The organism is Ruegeria sp. AL11 (assembly GCF_056540865.1).
Genome location: NZ_JBQFXO010000014.1, coordinates 28,880 through 44,372, shown reverse-complemented (window position 1 = coordinate 44,372; position 15,493 = coordinate 28,880). Strand labels below are relative to the sequence as shown.

Genomic DNA, 15,493 nt, shown 5'->3' with positions numbered 1-15,493 from the left:
ATGTCGGACCGAATGGTCCCGTTTTGGGGGAACGGCGTTAAACCGTTCCGCCCAGTGACCCTTCCAATTGGGCCAATTCCTGTCCTCCCGCCATCAGGTCCTGTAGTTCTTCAGGTGTGATCTCGCCGCGTTTTGCGGTGCCCAGCGTTTTGCCCCGGTTCAGCACGGTAAAGCGGTCGCCGACGGCCAGCGCGTGGCGCACGTTGTGGCTGATGAAAACCACTCCGACGCCTTGGCTGCGCACCTTGTCGATGGTCGCTAGCACGTTCGAAGTTTGCCGCACCCCAAGGGCCGAGGTCGGCTCGTCCAAAATCAAGATCTTGGCGCCGAAATGAACGGCGCGCGCAATCGCAACCGTCTGGCGTTCCCCTCCAGACAGGGTGCCCACAGCCTGATCAGGGCCACGCAGATTGATGCCCATCTTGCGCATCTCTTCCATAGTGATTTCGTCAGCCAGCTTCTTATCGAAGAAGCTGATTCCGGCCACTTTGCGCGTAGGTTCGTTGCCCATAAAGAAATTGCGGCTGACACTCATCAGCGGGATCATGGCCAAATGCTGATGCACTGTTGCGATCCCCGCTGAAATAGCATCGCGCGGGTCTTCAAAATGCATCGGCTTGTCTTCGAAGAAAATCTCGCCCGAAGTTGGTTTGTGAACGCCCGACATCGTCTTAATGAAGGTCGATTTGCCTGCACCATTGTCGCCGAGAAGACAGTGGCATTCCCCCGGTTTAAGATCAAAGCTGACGCCTGCCAGCGCAATCACCGAGCCGAAGTGTTTCTGGATGTCGACCATACGAATGATCGGCTTGCTATCCTGCACGTCCCCATGGTGGAACTTGGTATCGTCAGTCATCTCAGTGTTCTCCTGTGATGATGCGGCGGATATAGGTGTTCAGGATTACGGCACCCAACAGGATGATCCCCAAGAAGACCCTAAACAATGAGCTTTCAACGCCAGCAAAGAACAGCCCCTGCTGTACCACGCCAAAAATCAAAGCGCCTAAAGCAGCCCCCAGAACCGAGCCATATCCGCCGGTCAGCAGCGCGCCGCCAATTACAACCGCAATAATCGCTTCAAACTCCTTGAGCAAACCGCGGTCTGCACCAGCCGAGCCGAACTCCATAACCTGACAGGTGGCGAAGACCGTGGCGCAGAAGGCGGTGAACATGAACATCAGTATTTTGACTTTGTTCACTGGCACGCCTGAATTCCGCGCTGCCTCGGCGTCGCCACCCGCTGCGAAAATCCAGTTGCCAAACTTGGTTTTAGTAAGCAGCAAGTGACCAAAAATAATGATACCAATGGCCCAGACAATCAGCATGGGAATACCGTCAACAACAGGCTGGCCCGCGCGCGTTCCACGCTCGAACGTTTCGATCAAACCGTTTTCGCCAAGCCAAGTGAAGAACCCTTGTCCGACTTTGCCACCGAAGATCGACGCCAGCCAGTCACCCTCCGCGACGTCTTTGATGCCGCCAATGATCGTCTTCCGCTCAATGGTTTGCGGCAGATAAATGGTGAAGCCGCGCAGGATAAACAGAAAGGCCAAAGTCACGATAAAGCTGGGCAGGCCAGTTCGCACCACGATAAAACCGTTCAAGGCCCCAATCGACACACAGAGCGCAAACGTCACAATGATAGCCATCCACACGGGCCAACTGAGTGTGACTGAGAAGATCGCGATCATCATCCCGGCAAAGCCGATCATCGAACCGACCGATAAGTCAAATTCGCCTGCGATCATGAGCAGGCACGCCCCTACGGCAATGATCATGAACTGCGCCGAAACGATTGACCAGTTCAGCACACCCTGACTGGTAAACATGCCACTATCGAAGGCAAACAACAGAAAAAACGTGAATACGGCGACGGTGCCGACAATTCCACCCAGCTCAGGGCGGATCAGAGCACGGCGCAGCGGCGAGATCTCTTTGATCCGTTCATCTTCAACTGCCGTGGATTGAGCTGACTCAGACATTGTGGTCCTCCCCTCGCGGGTGATCCAGAAAAAATGGAAGTAGGTCTGAGCGGGCGCCTTAGCACGCCCGCTCAGCTAGGAAGATCAGCGGTATTCACCTGCGAATTCTTCGATTTTCTCCAGGCCGTCCGCGGTCACGAAACCGGGGCCAGAGTTGATGTTGTTGCCAGGCAGAACGCCGTAACGGTGGTAGTTAGTCAGAACAACAACCGGCAGGTAGGCCTGCAGGAACGGCTGCTGGTCGATTCCCCACTGAATGGTACCGTCCTTGATGGCTTTGACAATCTCGCCACCCAGATCGAACGTACCGAAATAAATGTCACCGGCCATGCCGTTCTCTTGAAGCGCCAAGATGGTTGGATCGGCAGAGGTCGGGCCAAGCGTCAAAACAGCGTCCGTCTCTGGGTTAGCCGACAGGTAGGCCAGAACGCGGTTCTTAATCTCCGCAGGGTCCTGTCCCGCGTCGATCATCTGCTCACCAAGCTCAATACCCAGGCCGTCCGCGAAGCCCTGGCAACGCTCTTGGCTGGATGGCTGGACGATGTAGTGGTTCACACAAAGGAAAGAGCCAATGCCGTCACCTTTCGCCCGAAGACCAGCCGCGTAGCCGGCGTCGTATTCGGGCTGCCCGACATACATCAGGGCGCCAACTTCGCGTGCCTTGTCGGGTGTCCCAGTGTTCATAATGATCACGTCGATCCCGGAATCTACAGCAGCTTTGATCGGGCCTTCGAGAATATCCGGGTCAGCCAACGTGGTGATGATACCATTGGGACCGGAGGCCGCAGCCTGATCGATGATGCGCGCCATATCCGCAAGGTCACCAGTAGGCGGGTTGCGATATTCCACCTCGACACCCATCTGCTCACCGGCCAAAGCGATACCGTTCTTGATCGTGTTCCACCAGCTGTCACTGTCAGGGGCATGGCTGACCAGGATGTACTTTTCACCCTCAGCCGCGGCACCGCTTGCGGCCGCCACCGCGACAGCACTGGCCATCAGTACTCGTTTCACAAACTTGTTCATTTGGTTTCCTCCCATAAAACCGTCTGTTTTCGTCCTAGGCTATCAGCCCCATTTAATCGGTTGGGCCGAATCTGTATTGCCCGGGTCTGTATCCGAGCTGTTTTCAGTTTGAAGAAATTCAATCATTTTGCAACCGGTTTCAAAACTTCAGCCAGATGAACCGGCCTACCGGAATGCGCCGACAGCGTTGCCGCCTCGGCCATGGCGAGGGCCGCAACCCCATCTTCCAGCGAGACCGGAACCTGCGCGCCCGAGGCCGCCGCCTCCACAAAAGCGGCCCACTCGGCCTGATAGGCTGGCATGTATCGTTCCAGAAAGAAATAGGTGGGTTTGGCCCCGACGACGCCGGCGGAGGTCGATTTGACAACCGTGTTCTCCAGCATGTTCTGCGCTTGCAGAAGACCTTCGGAACCCAGCAGCTCGATCCGCTGATCATAGCCATAGGCCGCCCGGCGTGAATTCTTGATGGCCGCGATACGACCATCCGCGTAAGTCATTGTGACAACTCCAGTATCCACGTCTCCAGCCGCGCCGATTTCTGGGTCGACGATCGACGAACCAACGGCGGAAATCGTCTTCGGGACCTCTCCCATCAGGAAATTCGCCATGTCGAAATCGTGGATCATCATGTCCCGGAACAAGCCACCCGAAACTTTGACATAGCTCACCGGTGGCGGGGCGGGATCGAACGAAGTGATGGACAACAGTTCAGCCTTGCCGATCTCGCCCGCATCCACAGCCGCTTTCAATGCCGAAAAACTGGGGTCAAACCGACGGTTGAAGCCGATCATCACGGGCTGACCGTGAGCGGCAACCGACTGCTGGCAGGAAATGGCCCGCTGTAGGTCCAGATCGACCGGTTTTTCGCACAAAACCGCTTTACCCTCCGCTGTTGCGGCTTCGATCAGGTCCGAATGCGTGTCGGTCGGCGTCGCAATCAGCACCGCGTCAACTTCAGGGTCCGCTATGATCTGGTCCGAGGTTCGAACCTTGGCGCCGTGCTCATGGGCCAGATCCTCGGCCGCCTGAGCCATGGCATCCGAGACCGCGCATAGCACACTGCCCGGATGGGCTGATATCGCCCGCGCATGCACCCGCCCGATCCGTCCGGCGCCCAGCAATCCAACCTTCAACATCCAAACCCTCGAATCCTGTTATCTGGCGCAACAATGGATTTTTTTGCAACCGGTTGCAACATTTTTGTCGCCTCTATTTGGTAGCAAATGTACCAAAGGACGCGAGCCACACCGCGCGCCCCGCCCAATGCACTCACTGAAGCGCAGGAAAACCCGAGTCTTCCCGGTCACATCTTCTTGGGTCATCAAGAGTTTGGGTGGATATCCCGATCAAACACGATAGGCTCACCGTTTGTAGCCAGTGGCCTAAAACCGCAAAGCGAACAGGATGTTGAATGGTACTGCGTAGTTTCTTTTCGATCGACAGCGAGAACATGTTGGTCACGTCCAGCCCCAGCGCTGGGATTGTCGGCACACCGATCCGCAACAACTCGGACACACCGAACGGTACTATTTTCCAATATACTTCGGGCGGGGGAACCACGATCACCGTGGATGACACCTCGGGCACTCCGGATGTGTTCGAAGATGATCAGGCCTTCAGCCATACCATAACCGATGGCGGCGGGATTGTGGCCAACGGAACGCCCGTTGAATCAGAATCCTTCATCGACATTCGGCAACTTGACGAAAACGGCCTAGAAACCGGCCCTGTCATCCGGCTGTATGTCTTTTCGCAAAACGGCGTGACTTCGGATGTCTGGGGTTTTGCGGCCTCAGAGCGGCTGATAGATGGGGCGTCCTACGTCAAGGTTGCGGGATCAAATACGGGGTCTTCGCTGTATTCGGACTATGTGGCTTGCTTTGCTGAGGACACATTGATCGAAACAGCCGACGGTTCGGTTCCCGTGCAGCAGATCCACGTCGGTCAAAAGGTCTGGACACGGGACAACGGCCTGCAGCCAGTTCTGTGGATCGGGAGCACATCCGTTCCGGCAACCGGGCGCTTTGCCCCTGTGGTCTTTGCCCCCAACACCCTGGGGAACCCGAGAGAACTAGTCGTCTCGCAGCAGCACCGGATAATGATCGATACCAGTGTGGCCGAGCTTCTGTTTGGCGCGCCCCGCGCATTGGTGGCGGCCAAATTCCTATGCGGCATGGAGGGTGTATCGATTCGCGAAGGCGGGCATGTCAGCTATTGGCATGTCATGTTCGATCAGCATCAAATCGTCAGATCTGAGAGCGTCCTGAGCGAGAGTTTTTTCGTAACTTCGAACTCGATCGGAGCGCTAGACCACTCGCAGCGTGCTGAAATACTGTCACTTTTCCCCGAGCTGCGCGGAAATCCCAACGCTTATGGGGCGACGGCTGCACCCATTCTAAAACCACATGAAGCGGCTGTTCTCAGGTCTCATCTCTCCCGTTTGAACACCACAGAAACCCGCGTAGCGGCACAATAACTACGGGAATCCCCCAATTTCGCGCGCCGCGAGCATTTGTTAATTATTGGTTACTGATTTACCTACCACTCAGTAACCTTCTTAAGAAGGGCTGGCGCGACCCCCTCAGCCAGCCCTTCTGGCCCTTCCCCGCCAAAGTGAAGAACGGATCGGACAAGCCGCGTGTTTTTCTTGGGTGAAATGGCGATCCCTGAAGGACTCGAACCCTCAACCTGCTGATTAGAAGTCAGCTGCTCTATCCAGTTGAGCTAAGGGACCGCTGCGCCCTTCTTGCTGGTTTTAAGGGCGGGGTTCAAGGGCCAAGCGCATGAAGGCGCTGTTTGGATCGTCTTCATACCCATAGATCGGGCCGCAATAGGAATAACCCAGCGCCTCATAGAGCTTACGCGCAGCATCATAATCCGGCAGATGCGCCGCACCCGTTTCGAGCACAAGTGCCTCTGTGCCCTCATTGGCAGCGAGATCGGCAAGATGCGCCATCATCACCCGCGCGAGACCGCGCCCGCGTGCGGCTTCAACAACGTGAACGGATTTCACTTCGGCCGTCCCATCAGGCAGTGTCTTCAACGCGCCGCAGCCCAAGGCGCGGCCCTCTTCGAAAAGACCCCAGAAGCGGATGCCGTCACCCGACAAGGCCTCGGGCCCCATGGTGTGGTTGCTTTCCGCCGGACAGGCTTGCTCGCTATGGGCAAAATGCGCCTCGATCACAGGGCGCAAGGCATCCGACGTGGGGTCGGCCAGTCGAATTTCGATCATTTAGTGCGTCCAGGGGCTGCGACGGTCGGTTGCGAAATTCTCGCCATACCCGCGCGGACGCAGGTTGGGCTTGCGCTTGTGCGGCTCGCTGACCTGAACGTCGATACCATTGTCCTTGGCGTAATCCAGTGCCTCTTCCTTGGTATCGAATTTCAGGCGCACCTGGGTCTGGGTGTCATCGGATGAGGTCCAGCCCATCAGCGGATCAACTTCACGCGAGGACGCAGGCGCATATTCCAAAACCCACTTGCGGGTCTTGGCCATGCCCGAGGTCATCGCATTCCGCGAAGGCTGGTAAATCCGTGCGCGCATCTCGCCTCTCCGTACTCACTTGGCTGGCTTTGTTTATGCGTCACAGCATCCATTCGGACAAGTCCGTAATTGTCGCAATTGCGCGCAATGGAAATGCCCCCTTGAACCGGAACAAAAACAGATCAAAATCAGGCGCGAAAGGAATCCCCCCTCTATGGCCTATGCTCATTCCGACAAGACCCAGCTGACCTCAGAAGACGTCCGCGCCCGCCTCAAGCTTGAGGGCGGCAAGGCGTTCGTGATGCACACCGATTTTGCGCCTGCCGGGGACCAGCCCACAGCCATCAAAGAGCTGGCGGGCGGCGTTCTGGACGGCGAGCGCGATCAGGTTCTGCTTGGCGCGACCGGCACGGGCAAGACCTTCACCATGGCTAAGGTGATCGAGGAAACGCAGCGCCCCGCCATCATCCTTGCACCCAACAAGACACTGGCCGCGCAGCTGTACGGCGAGTTCAAAGGCTTCTTCCCCGAAAACTCAGTCGAGTATTTCGTATCTTACTACGACTACTACCAGCCCGAGGCCTACGTGCCGCGTTCGGACACGTACATAGAAAAAGAATCGCAGATCAACGAACAGATCGACCGGATGCGCCACTCGGCCACCCGCGCGCTTTTGGAACGCGATGACGTGATCATCGTCGCCTCGGTCTCGTGTATCTACGGTATCGGTTCGGTCGAGACCTACGGGGCGATGACGCAGGATCTGAAAGTTGGCAGTGAGTACGACCAGCGTCAGGTCATGGCCGATCTCGTCGCTCAGCAATATCGCCGCAACGATCAGGCGTTTCAGCGCGGGTCCTTCCGGGTTCGGGGTGACTCGCTGGAGATCTGGCCCGCCCACCTTGAGGATCGCGCCTGGAAGCTGTCTTTCTTCGGCGAGGAACTGGAACAGATCACCGAATTCGACCCCCTGACCGGCGAACGCACGGCAACGATGGAGCAGGTGCGCGTCTACGCAAACTCGCACTACGTGACGCCGAAACCGACGATGCAGCAAGCGATCATCGGGATCAAAAAGGAACTGCGCATCCGGCTGGACCAACTGGTGGGCGAAGGCAAACTGCTGGAAGCCCAACGTCTGGAGCAACGCACCAATTTCGATCTGGAAATGCTGGAGGCCACCGGCGTCTGCAACGGGATCGAGAACTACTCGCGCTATCTGACCGGCCGCGCGCCGGGCGAACCGCCCCCGACCCTATTCGAATTCATCCCGGACAACGCGATTGTCTTCGCCGACGAGTCGCATGTCAGCGTCCCGCAAATCGGTGGCATGTACCGGGGCGACTATCGGCGCAAATTCACACTTGCCGAACACGGGTTCCGCCTGCCCTCCTGCATGGACAACCGCCCGCTGAAATTCGAGGAATGGGACGCCATGCGCCCGCAATCCGTCTTTGTCTCGGCCACCCCTGCGAAATGGGAGATCGAACAGACAGGCGGCGTCTTCACGGAACAAGTGATCCGCCCCACCGGCCTGCTGGACCCCGAGGTCGAAATCCGCCCTGTGTCGATGCAGGTGGACGATCTGCTGGACGAGGTGCGCAAGGTCTCCGCCAACGGTTTCCGCACACTGGTCACCACGCTGACCAAACGCATGGCCGAGGACCTGACCGAATACCTGCACGAACAGGGCATCAAAGTCCGCTACATGCACTCGGATATCGACACGCTGGAACGCATCGAAATCCTGCGCGACCTGCGGCTGGGGGCGTTCGACGTGCTGGTCGGAATCAACCTTCTGCGCGAAGGCCTCGACATTCCTGAATGCGGGCTGGTCGCCATTCTGGATGCGGATAAGGAAGGTTTCCTGCGCTCGGAGACCTCGCTGGTCCAGACCATCGGCCGTGCTGCGCGGAACGCCGAAGGTCGGGTGATCATGTATGCCGACAAGATCACCGGCTCGATGGAGCGCGCGCTGAACGAAACCAACCGCCGCCGCGCCAAGCAGATCGTCTATAACGAGGAACACGGCATCACGCCGGAGACGGTGAAGAAGAATGTCGAGGACGTTCTGGCCGGTCTCTACGAAGGCGACGTCGACATGAATCGAGTCACCGCAACCATCGACAAGCCGATGCACGGTGCCAACCTCGAGGCCCATCTGGACGGTCTGCGCGAGAAAATGCGCAAAGCTGCCGAGAACCTAGAATTCGAAGAGGCCGCCAATATCCGCGATGAGATCAAACGTCTGGAAGCGGTCGATCTGGCCGTCGCCGACGACCCCATGGCGCGGCAATGGGCGGTCGAGAAAGCCTCGGAGGACGCGGTGAAATCGCGCGGACGGTCAACGGCTGGCAGGCCGGGTCAGCGGGGTGGGAATGTGAAGCGGAGGAAGCGGTAACTAGGAAGAGGTTTTGGTCTTTCTCGCAAAGTACGCATCAGCCGACAGTATAATTGGAAGATTCGAAGTTCCGATCTCTCCAACTAGCTCATTTTCCAAGTATAGCAACAAAGGTTCAAGCCTCCAATGAGGAAACTTTTCGCTGTACAGCCACAAAAGATATCTTTGGAAAATCTTTGTAATCTGGTCGCCGACTGCTAAACCCCAGTCGATCCATTTCTTGATATCATCTACGCTATAGCTAGCATCTCCCTTTTCGGAGAAGTGCCGTCCAATCCTCGCTAAAAAGACATACTCTTCCCCGAACGGGTGAAACGAATTCCCCAAATTCTCATGTAAGTATGCCGTGAACGTCGACCGGCTGGACAGATGTGCGACGTTCTTTTTAGTCTCGCTTGGGAGATAGTGGTTTGTCGAATGATCCCGAATATCCTTCGCCAATTCGTATTCTTCTCGCTTAGCAAGCTCATCCAATTCGACCATCAACTCAGAGAGCTTTTCCAATCTTGAACTATCTCCCTCACGCTCAATCTGTTTTTTGTACTGCTCAACGATTTTTAGCGCTTCAAAGCACTTTGCGTTGAGCACCCTCATCAATGTATTTTGCTGGATTTGATAAGCTGCCAAAAATTCTTCACTAGATGGCCTAGGCTTGAACGTCTGAATTATTAGTTTTAAGAACACAGATATTTCATCGATCGCAAATGCGAGAGTACTTAGAAACGCCAATTCCGAGGCAGGCATTTTTTCTAAGTCTTCCTTTGGCACCTCTAGTTTTGACAGCTTAATAGTCAATTCGTTGGTCATTGATACCTCAAAGAAAATTTAAAAATGTTACTTATTAACAAAGACATGCACTTGATGTCCGCGTTTTTTGATGAGTGTTCGCATCCAAGTGTCAGATTGTCAACGAAACAGGATCAGAATGCCTAGAATAGCTTTCCAAATCATTACTTCGGTTTTATTCGTACGCATTTTGGTTTAGATCTCTCGCTAGTGCGCCACTTGGGCACTTCCACCTTGCAGCCCAGCGCCCTCTCCTCCACGTTTGAAATCACAAATTGTGATTCCAAACGGTTGCCATGACGAACACCCTGCCCAGCACGCATGAGGTCCATAGCGCCATTCACCGGGTGCGTGGCACCCGTGTGGTGCTGGCCGAGGATCTGGCGCAGTTCTACGGAAAATCCGTCAGCGCCTTCAATCAGGCCGTCTCACGCAACAAAGACCTGTTTGAAGGCTACCGCTTTCAACTGACCGACGCCGAGGTCGCCGATTTGCAATCACAGAATGTGATCTCAAAACCCAAAGGCCGCGGCGGGCGGCGGGTCAATCCTTGGGTCTATACGGATTACGGCGTGGCCATCGCCTCGGCCCTGTTCAAGGACCCGCGCGCGATCAGGATCACCCGGATGATAACCGAGGCCTTCGTCGACGGTGCGAACGCTCTGGCCAAGACCCCGCGCAGCGTGCCCGAAATCCTGCCGCCCAAGGACGCCCCCGCCCCGCTGCTGCCCAATGGCGCGCAACTGCGCGATCTGGCCGAAAACATCCTCGATTCCGGTAAGCAGAGCCTTGTTGACTATATCGCCAGCCCCAGCACCAATCGCAAACAGGCCGTGGCGGCGATCATGAAGACGCTGGCCGAAACCGCCAGCGAAGATGTCCGCACCCAGCAGGAACGCCTGCGCCTGAGCATTGCACAGCGCCTGGCCTCCGGTGACTATGCTGACGATGATGACCGAAAACGGCTGCTGGACTTGTTGAATGCAATGAAAGGTTAGCCCGTCTCACACTTGCCAAAGGGCAATCTGCGGCTAGGTTCCTCTCCATGCGCTTTGTCCTGCTCTCACTGCTGCTCGGCAGCCCCGCCTATGCGTGGAACGCCACGATTGGCGAGATCTGCACGTTGACACACGAGACCGAAGCAGAGGAGATCCGGCTCACCTACGATCCGGCGCAGCCGCTCTATACCCTTGAAATCACGCGCCGCGCCGAAGGTTGGACGCAATCACCTTGGTTTGCCATGCGGTTTGAAGGCCCAAACCCGATTGAGATCGGAACGCCACGACACAAGCTGTTGGACGATGCGATGTCCTTGTTCGTCTCAGACACCGGCTTCGGCAACGTCTTGGATGGCCTTGAGTTCAACCAAACAGCCTATGCCTTCACTCAAGACCACCTGAGTGAATTCTCACTGGAAGGTGCCGCGCCAGAGGTGCGCAAGTTTCGCACCTGCGCAGCGTCGCTGCTCTCGTAGCATTGCCTGAAGCGGCGCGGATCGGCCTGTGGTCAAACGTGCGTTCAGCCTTTGTCCCAATGGGCAATCACGTCAAAGCCTGCTGGGGTTGGCGGCGCTTCCATGAACTCGGCGAAATGCCCCCAAAGCTCGGCCACCTTTGGGGCGTTTGCGTTCGAGATACCCTCGCTTTCGACCACCGAGATCACGTATCCGGTCCCATCCTCGTTCATGACGTTGGTAAAACAGTGCATGCCGGGCATGCCCATGATTTCAGACTTCAATTCGTTCATCTTCGCCGTGGCCGCCTCGCGCGTGCCAGGCTTCATTTTAAATTGAGTTACGCGTGCAAACATCTTTGTCCTCCCAACCTGGGCGAAATTGCCCGATGGAGGCACCAAACTGGTACCAACGCGGGGTATCATAGCATGAACTGGCAGATTCCCGCAGCGTCACAGGCCAAGCGGTCGCGGAGGGAACGGCCCTCAACCCACGGGTTTTTAGGGCTTGATGAACTTGGCGTTGCCCAAGGACCTTTGGTTGGCCGTTGTTTCGCGGGGCGTGGTCGTGCTTGGTGATGGGACCGTTTGACGCTGCGCCACATCCGGTCCACAGGCCACTCCATCCCCGTCGGGATCGTTGCGCGGATGATAGCCCGCATAGCCTTCGTAAAACGTGCCGAACCCCACGGCCCGAGAGGCATCGCAACCGGCCAGCGCGATTAGGTGCACCATGGCTTCATCCCGACCATAGTCTGAAAGGCGCACGAACATGTTGAAGGAAATCAACGCGACGGTCAGCGGCAGGCACAGAACCATAAGCAGAATACGCACGGGAGAGAGCGCGCGTCGCCGGGCAGCTTCAGCCCGGCGCTGACGTTTGCTCGGCAAGGGTTCGTCCAATTTGGATTTGCGAAACATCATGCCATCGCGATACAGGGGATTTGTGGCGAAGCCGAGGCAGAACACGGCTTACCCATAAAGATCACCGCGGATAGCATCACCTTCCCGCTCACCAATGCGAGGCACAATGCCAACCAAAGACCCCTACCAACAACTGGACGACACCGCCCGGGGCCTGATCCCAGAATTGATGGAGGGGGCGACCCATGCTGCGCTCGCCGTTCTGAGACCGGGCACCGCTGTGCCATCTGTATCGCGGATTGCGTTGGCGACAGATGCCAAGGGGCAGCCGATCTCGCTGATTTCGAGCTTATCGGATCATAGCCGGGCGCTACAGAACAACCCGGCCTGCGCCCTTCTGATCGGGGATCCAGGCGCTAAAGGGGATCCGCTGACGCATCCTCGGCTGACCTTACACGCGATGGCCCGTTTAGTTGCAAGAGGAACGGAGGACCATGACAACCTCCGCCAGAGATATCTGTCACTGCGCCCGAAGGCTAAACTCTATGCAGATTTCGCCGATTTCAGCTTTGTCCGCTTTGAGATTGAAGATGGGCTGCTGAACGGCGGTTTTGGCAAAGCTTACCGCGTCGAAGCTACAGACATCTGACACCGGGACACCGGACCTGCGTTAATTGAAGGTCTCAGCCACGTCATACATGACCGGCTCGAAACTCTTGCACAGCTCATTGATCTTGCGGTTGCGGTCGCGCATTTCCGGGGTACGCAGCATGGCCAGAAAATCCTCGCGCCGTTCCCATTGCGAATAATTGGCAATACGGGTCTGGGCATCGTTGACATGCAGGCCGGCCGATACAAAACCGGGCTGTTTTGAGATGAATTCGGAATAGGCATCCGTCAGCGCCTCAAGCAGGTCCTGACAGGTGCCGGGTGTCATCTCAAATGTGGTAATGACGGTCTGAACGCTGGCGGTTTTGGCTATTGTCGGCATCTGAGTCCTCCTTTGGCTTGCCCTCAGCCTAGCACAGGAATTCCAAACGTCTTGTCTTTCCTGTCACCCAAAGCGAAGCCGCCCCGATACAGGGGCGACTGGCTGCTATCGTTACTCTTCCAGACGCATGTGCACCGAGACATCGCCACTCAGGCTTTCGGCCCAGCGCAGTTGGACGGCATCGCCATTGCTGCCCTGTTCCACATCGGCATAGGGAAAGGAATAGCGCACCGACCCAAGCGCCGTTCTGAGCGGCCCCAGAACCGCCACCGCATCACAGCTGCGCGCCTTGGAGCCAAACGGCAACCGACCGTCCGAGTCGATGGTCCAGACCTGCGAGGCCGAGCTCTGACTGTGTCGCACCCGCAGCGGGTTTTCGACCTTGGCGTCAATCCCGTGATAGGTGTTGTTGCTGAACGTGACGTTGATGTGCTGATCCGCATCCAGATCCGCAAAGGACGTATCCACCCGGTCGGCGCGCTCTAGGTCTGTCCCACTAGAGCGGAACTTGTTACCGGTCACCGCCAGCCCGTTCAGAAAATGCCCCGGGCCGTGCGGACGGATCACGATATAGCTGAACCAGGGCGGAGCCTCACTGGAATAGAAGATATTGTCAGTGATGCTCATGGCGCTGAAGGAATAGCCCGAGACATAGGCGGGCGTCGTGTCACGCTCGTTCGTCCATTGCACAAAGCAATTGTCCACGTAGTTCTCGGCGATGGTCGAGCTGTTATAGGTACCGATCATGATCAGCCCTGCGGTCCGCACCCCTTGCGGAATACTGTCGCCCTGGAAGAAGTGGTTGCCAAGGATCATATTGTTGTCGCCGCCGATAACCGCAAAGTGCTTGAAGCGCACCGCCCGGTTGTGGCGGATCTTCACGTCGTTCGAGGTGGTGTTCAGTGCGATCGACTTGCGATCGGGCACAATGAACGACTCTTCCGAGGACAGGAACTGGCAATTGTCGACCAACATCCCTTTGCAGCCCGTGCCAATCGAGGTGATGCCGCGATCCAGCGGACGGCTGATGAAGCAATCCGACAATGAGAACGTGCTGCCCGCAGGTGCCAGACGAATGGCGCTGCAGCGGCCGTTGCACTGGAACTCGATCTGTTCCATCCCGAATTTGCGCAGCACGCCGAAATTGCCGAAATCCAGCAGGTATTTGAAGGACACGAAGGTGAAGGTCTGGGTGCCTGCCGCGTCATAAATCGGCGCGTTCAGCGTCAGCTCTCCGGCGCTTTCATCTTTGCCGCGCACGTAGATCTCGCGCCCGACGCCGCTGCCCTGAACCAGCGCGCCGATGGGGATGTTCGCGACGTTGGCCACATTGGTCAGACGGGTCGAATCCGCTGGATCATAGGTCGCGACCGAGGTGAAGGTCTCGGTATCCCAGGCCGAGCTGCTTTTAACATCGAACTGACCGTTACGGATGACGCGGCGGGTCGAAAACCCCGGCTTGTTGGGAACAGCGGCAAACATGTCGATTGGGGCCGTCACTTCGATCTTGCGCCCACCCAGATCCAGCGATTCATGGTCCGAGTTGTTCAACAATGCCTGAAACGCTTTTTTGAAGGCCAGCTCTTCATTCCCGAACGCGGCAATGTAAGTTGGCAGGTCATAGTTTTTCAGCAGCAAAAGCATCTTGTCGTCAGGCATCGTGACCGTGCCCTCAAACTCGACCTCCGAGGACAGGGTGGTGTTCTCTGCTAGACGATAGGTGCCTTGGGGCACAAAAATGCGTGGGCCTCCGGCGGCCTGATCCGCCGCCTCGAACGCGGCCGAGTCGTCGGCAATGCCGTCGCCCACCGCGCCGTAGTCGCGCACATCCACACGGCTGATGATCTCACGCAGGAACACGCCAGTGACATCCGTGATCTCCAGATCATCGACGCGGATGACGGCCCCGTTGGCGCCCTCAATATCAATGCCGAAATGACCGTAGAGCGCACTGACACCCCAAGCCATGTCCACGCCCGGCCGTCGCCCCGTGCCTACAATGGCGGTGATCTCGGTCACTGCGCCATAACTTGCCAGCTGAGTGGCTGGGCCTTGCTCGATTACCCCCGTCAGGTGGGTGTCGCCTGCTGCACCGGCCCAGGCCGCGATGCGCACCTCGGGCAGAGGACCACTGATCGCCTTGACCCGCGCCTTGATCTGCAAATAGCACCCCGGCAGGATCTGGGTCTGGCCCATGTAGCGCAACTGCTGCGGGCTGTTGATCTTCAGGATCTCAAGGCAGCCGCCAAAATCCGCATCCGACGGCACAAATGCCCCGGTGCCCGAGCCATCATAGGTCGGTGAGCCCGGCGTACCATCGCCCGCAGACCACACGCCCAGACCGTTTTCGAAAGCAGGCGGCATGAACACAATGCCGTCGGTGATTGCCTTGTTCATAGAAATCCCTTTCCTCGTCGCGCGGCCCAATGGCTGCACGTTCAAACGCCGTGTTCAGGTCCATCCCGAACGCGACAGTCTGAGTATCCAAAAGGGATTAACCGCCACTC

The 15,493-nt window shown here is 57.2% G+C and carries 16 protein-coding genes and 1 tRNA gene; 5 read left to right on the top strand and 12 right to left on the bottom strand.

The window, feature by feature from the left end; all coding sequences use genetic code 11:
- Positions 1-37: 37 nt before the first annotated feature.
- The 4 genes from ACR0IP_RS20630 to iolG all read right to left on the bottom strand — a co-directional run bounded on the left by ACR0IP_RS20630 (position 38) and on the right by iolG (position 4,144).
- Complete coding sequence (locus tag ACR0IP_RS20630; RefSeq protein WP_170378783.1) at positions 38-856, bottom strand: ATP-binding cassette domain-containing protein; 819 nt, start codon at positions 854-856, stop codon at positions 38-40.
- A gap of 1 nt (position 857) precedes the next feature.
- Complete coding sequence (locus ACR0IP_RS20625; protein ID WP_480527657.1) at positions 858-1,982, bottom strand: ABC transporter permease; 1,125 nt, start codon at positions 1,980-1,982, stop codon at positions 858-860.
- 84 nt (positions 1,983-2,066) lie between these two features.
- Entirely contained in the window at positions 2,067-3,008 is a 942-nt protein-coding gene (locus ACR0IP_RS20620) for a sugar ABC transporter substrate-binding protein (protein WP_170378787.1), read from the bottom strand.
- Between the two features lie 122 nt (positions 3,009-3,130).
- Positions 3,131-4,144, bottom strand: a complete 1,014-nt coding sequence (gene iolG / locus ACR0IP_RS20615) for an inositol 2-dehydrogenase (protein ID WP_480527655.1) — start codon at positions 4,142-4,144, stop codon at positions 3,131-3,133.
- A 275-nt stretch (positions 4,145-4,419) separates the two neighbouring features.
- Here iolG and ACR0IP_RS20610 point away from each other — a divergent pair, with 275 nt between their 5' ends.
- Complete coding sequence (locus tag ACR0IP_RS20610) at positions 4,420-5,484, top strand: Hint domain-containing protein (RefSeq protein ID WP_480527653.1); 1,065 nt, start codon at positions 4,420-4,422, stop codon at positions 5,482-5,484.
- Between the two features lie 181 nt (positions 5,485-5,665).
- On the opposite strand, the gene ACR0IP_RS20605 is transcribed toward ACR0IP_RS20610, so the two are convergent.
- The 3 genes from ACR0IP_RS20605 to ACR0IP_RS20595 form a co-directional block, all read right to left on the bottom strand.
- A tRNA-Arg gene (locus ACR0IP_RS20605) sits at positions 5,666-5,742 on the bottom strand.
- Positions 5,743-5,763: 21 nt separating this feature from the next.
- Positions 5,764-6,240 carry a GNAT family N-acetyltransferase gene (locus tag ACR0IP_RS20600; protein ID WP_170691392.1) on the bottom strand — a complete coding sequence of 159 codons (477 nt, stop codon included), beginning with the start codon at positions 6,238-6,240 and terminating at the stop codon, positions 5,764-5,766.
- Positions 6,241-6,552, bottom strand: coding sequence for an ETC complex I subunit (locus tag ACR0IP_RS20595; protein WP_170378795.1), 312 nt, complete (start codon positions 6,550-6,552; stop codon positions 6,241-6,243).
- Positions 6,553-6,706: 154 nt separating this feature from the next.
- Here ACR0IP_RS20595 and uvrB point away from each other — a divergent pair, with 154 nt between their 5' ends.
- Positions 6,707-8,893, top strand: coding sequence for an excinuclease ABC subunit UvrB (gene uvrB / locus ACR0IP_RS20590; RefSeq protein WP_480527651.1), 2,187 nt, complete (start codon positions 6,707-6,709; stop codon positions 8,891-8,893).
- On the opposite strand, the gene ACR0IP_RS20585 is transcribed toward uvrB, so the two are convergent.
- Complete coding sequence (locus ACR0IP_RS20585; protein WP_480527649.1) at positions 8,894-9,700, bottom strand: hypothetical protein; 807 nt, start codon at positions 9,698-9,700, stop codon at positions 8,894-8,896.
- 275 nt (positions 9,701-9,975) lie between these two features.
- On the opposite strand from ACR0IP_RS20585, the gene ACR0IP_RS20580 reads away from it, so the two are divergent.
- Both ACR0IP_RS20580 and ACR0IP_RS20575 read left to right on the top strand, forming a co-directional pair.
- Positions 9,976-10,677, top strand: coding sequence for an ORF6N domain-containing protein (locus ACR0IP_RS20580; RefSeq protein ID WP_480527647.1), 702 nt, complete (start codon positions 9,976-9,978; stop codon positions 10,675-10,677).
- 47 nt (positions 10,678-10,724) lie between these two features.
- Positions 10,725-11,153 (top strand): hypothetical protein, encoded by a 429-nt coding sequence (locus tag ACR0IP_RS20575; protein WP_480527645.1) that lies wholly within the window; start codon positions 10,725-10,727, stop codon positions 11,151-11,153.
- Positions 11,154-11,197: 44 nt separating this feature from the next.
- On the opposite strand, the gene ACR0IP_RS20570 is transcribed toward ACR0IP_RS20575, so the two are convergent.
- Both ACR0IP_RS20570 and ACR0IP_RS20565 read right to left on the bottom strand, forming a co-directional pair.
- On the bottom strand, positions 11,198-11,488 hold the full coding sequence (locus tag ACR0IP_RS20570; RefSeq protein WP_480527643.1) for a hypothetical protein: 291 nt from the start codon (positions 11,486-11,488) through the stop codon (positions 11,198-11,200).
- A gap of 144 nt (positions 11,489-11,632) precedes the next feature.
- Positions 11,633-12,022: an excalibur calcium-binding domain-containing protein gene (locus ACR0IP_RS20565; RefSeq protein ID WP_480527641.1), complete on the bottom strand. Its 390-nt coding sequence runs from the start codon at positions 12,020-12,022 to the stop codon at positions 11,633-11,635.
- A 139-nt stretch (positions 12,023-12,161) separates the two neighbouring features.
- On the opposite strand from ACR0IP_RS20565, the gene ACR0IP_RS20560 reads away from it, so the two are divergent.
- Positions 12,162-12,644, top strand: coding sequence for a HugZ family pyridoxamine 5'-phosphate oxidase (locus tag ACR0IP_RS20560; RefSeq protein WP_480527640.1), 483 nt, complete (start codon positions 12,162-12,164; stop codon positions 12,642-12,644).
- 21 nt (positions 12,645-12,665) lie between these two features.
- Here ACR0IP_RS20560 and ACR0IP_RS20555 read toward each other — a convergent pair whose 3' ends face one another.
- Positions 12,666-12,986, bottom strand: coding sequence for an antibiotic biosynthesis monooxygenase family protein (locus tag ACR0IP_RS20555; RefSeq protein WP_170462743.1), 321 nt, complete (start codon positions 12,984-12,986; stop codon positions 12,666-12,668).
- A 111-nt stretch (positions 12,987-13,097) separates the two neighbouring features.
- A complete protein-coding gene (locus ACR0IP_RS20550; RefSeq protein ID WP_480527638.1) occupies positions 13,098-15,383 on the bottom strand; it encodes a glycosyl hydrolase family 28-related protein in 2,286 nt (761 codons plus the stop codon).
- Between the last annotated feature and the right edge of the window lie 110 nt (positions 15,384-15,493).

Coding starts and splice junctions, on each gene's coding strand:
- ACR0IP_RS20550 (WP_480527638.1), bottom strand. CDS start 15,383: ATGAACAAGGCAATCACCGACGGCATTGTGTTCATGCCGCCTGCTTTC.
- ACR0IP_RS20560 (WP_480527640.1), top strand. CDS start 12,162: ATGCCAACCAAAGACCCCTACCAACAACTGGACGACACCGCCCGGGGC.
- ACR0IP_RS20595 (WP_170378795.1), bottom strand. CDS start 6,552: ATGCGCGCACGGATTTACCAGCCTTCGCGGAATGCGATGACCTCGGGC.
- ACR0IP_RS20610 (WP_480527653.1), top strand. CDS start 4,420: ATGGTACTGCGTAGTTTCTTTTCGATCGACAGCGAGAACATGTTGGTC.
- ACR0IP_RS20630 (WP_170378783.1), bottom strand. CDS start 856: ATGACTGACGATACCAAGTTCCACCATGGGGACGTGCAGGATAGCAAG.
- ACR0IP_RS20620 (WP_170378787.1), bottom strand. CDS start 3,008: ATGAACAAGTTTGTGAAACGAGTACTGATGGCCAGTGCTGTCGCGGTG.
- ACR0IP_RS20570 (WP_480527643.1), bottom strand. CDS start 11,488: ATGTTTGCACGCGTAACTCAATTTAAAATGAAGCCTGGCACGCGCGAG.
- ACR0IP_RS20555 (WP_170462743.1), bottom strand. CDS start 12,986: ATGCCGACAATAGCCAAAACCGCCAGCGTTCAGACCGTCATTACCACA.
- ACR0IP_RS20585 (WP_480527649.1), bottom strand. CDS start 9,700: ATGACCAACGAATTGACTATTAAGCTGTCAAAACTAGAGGTGCCAAAG.
- ACR0IP_RS20600 (WP_170691392.1), bottom strand. CDS start 6,240: ATGATCGAAATTCGACTGGCCGACCCCACGTCGGATGCCTTGCGCCCT.
- uvrB (WP_480527651.1), top strand. CDS start 6,707: ATGGCCTATGCTCATTCCGACAAGACCCAGCTGACCTCAGAAGACGTC.
- iolG (WP_480527655.1), bottom strand. CDS start 4,144: ATGTTGAAGGTTGGATTGCTGGGCGCCGGACGGATCGGGCGGGTGCAT.
- ACR0IP_RS20575 (WP_480527645.1), top strand. CDS start 10,725: ATGCGCTTTGTCCTGCTCTCACTGCTGCTCGGCAGCCCCGCCTATGCG.
- ACR0IP_RS20580 (WP_480527647.1), top strand. CDS start 9,976: ATGACGAACACCCTGCCCAGCACGCATGAGGTCCATAGCGCCATTCAC.
- ACR0IP_RS20625 (WP_480527657.1), bottom strand. CDS start 1,982: ATGTCTGAGTCAGCTCAATCCACGGCAGTTGAAGATGAACGGATCAAA.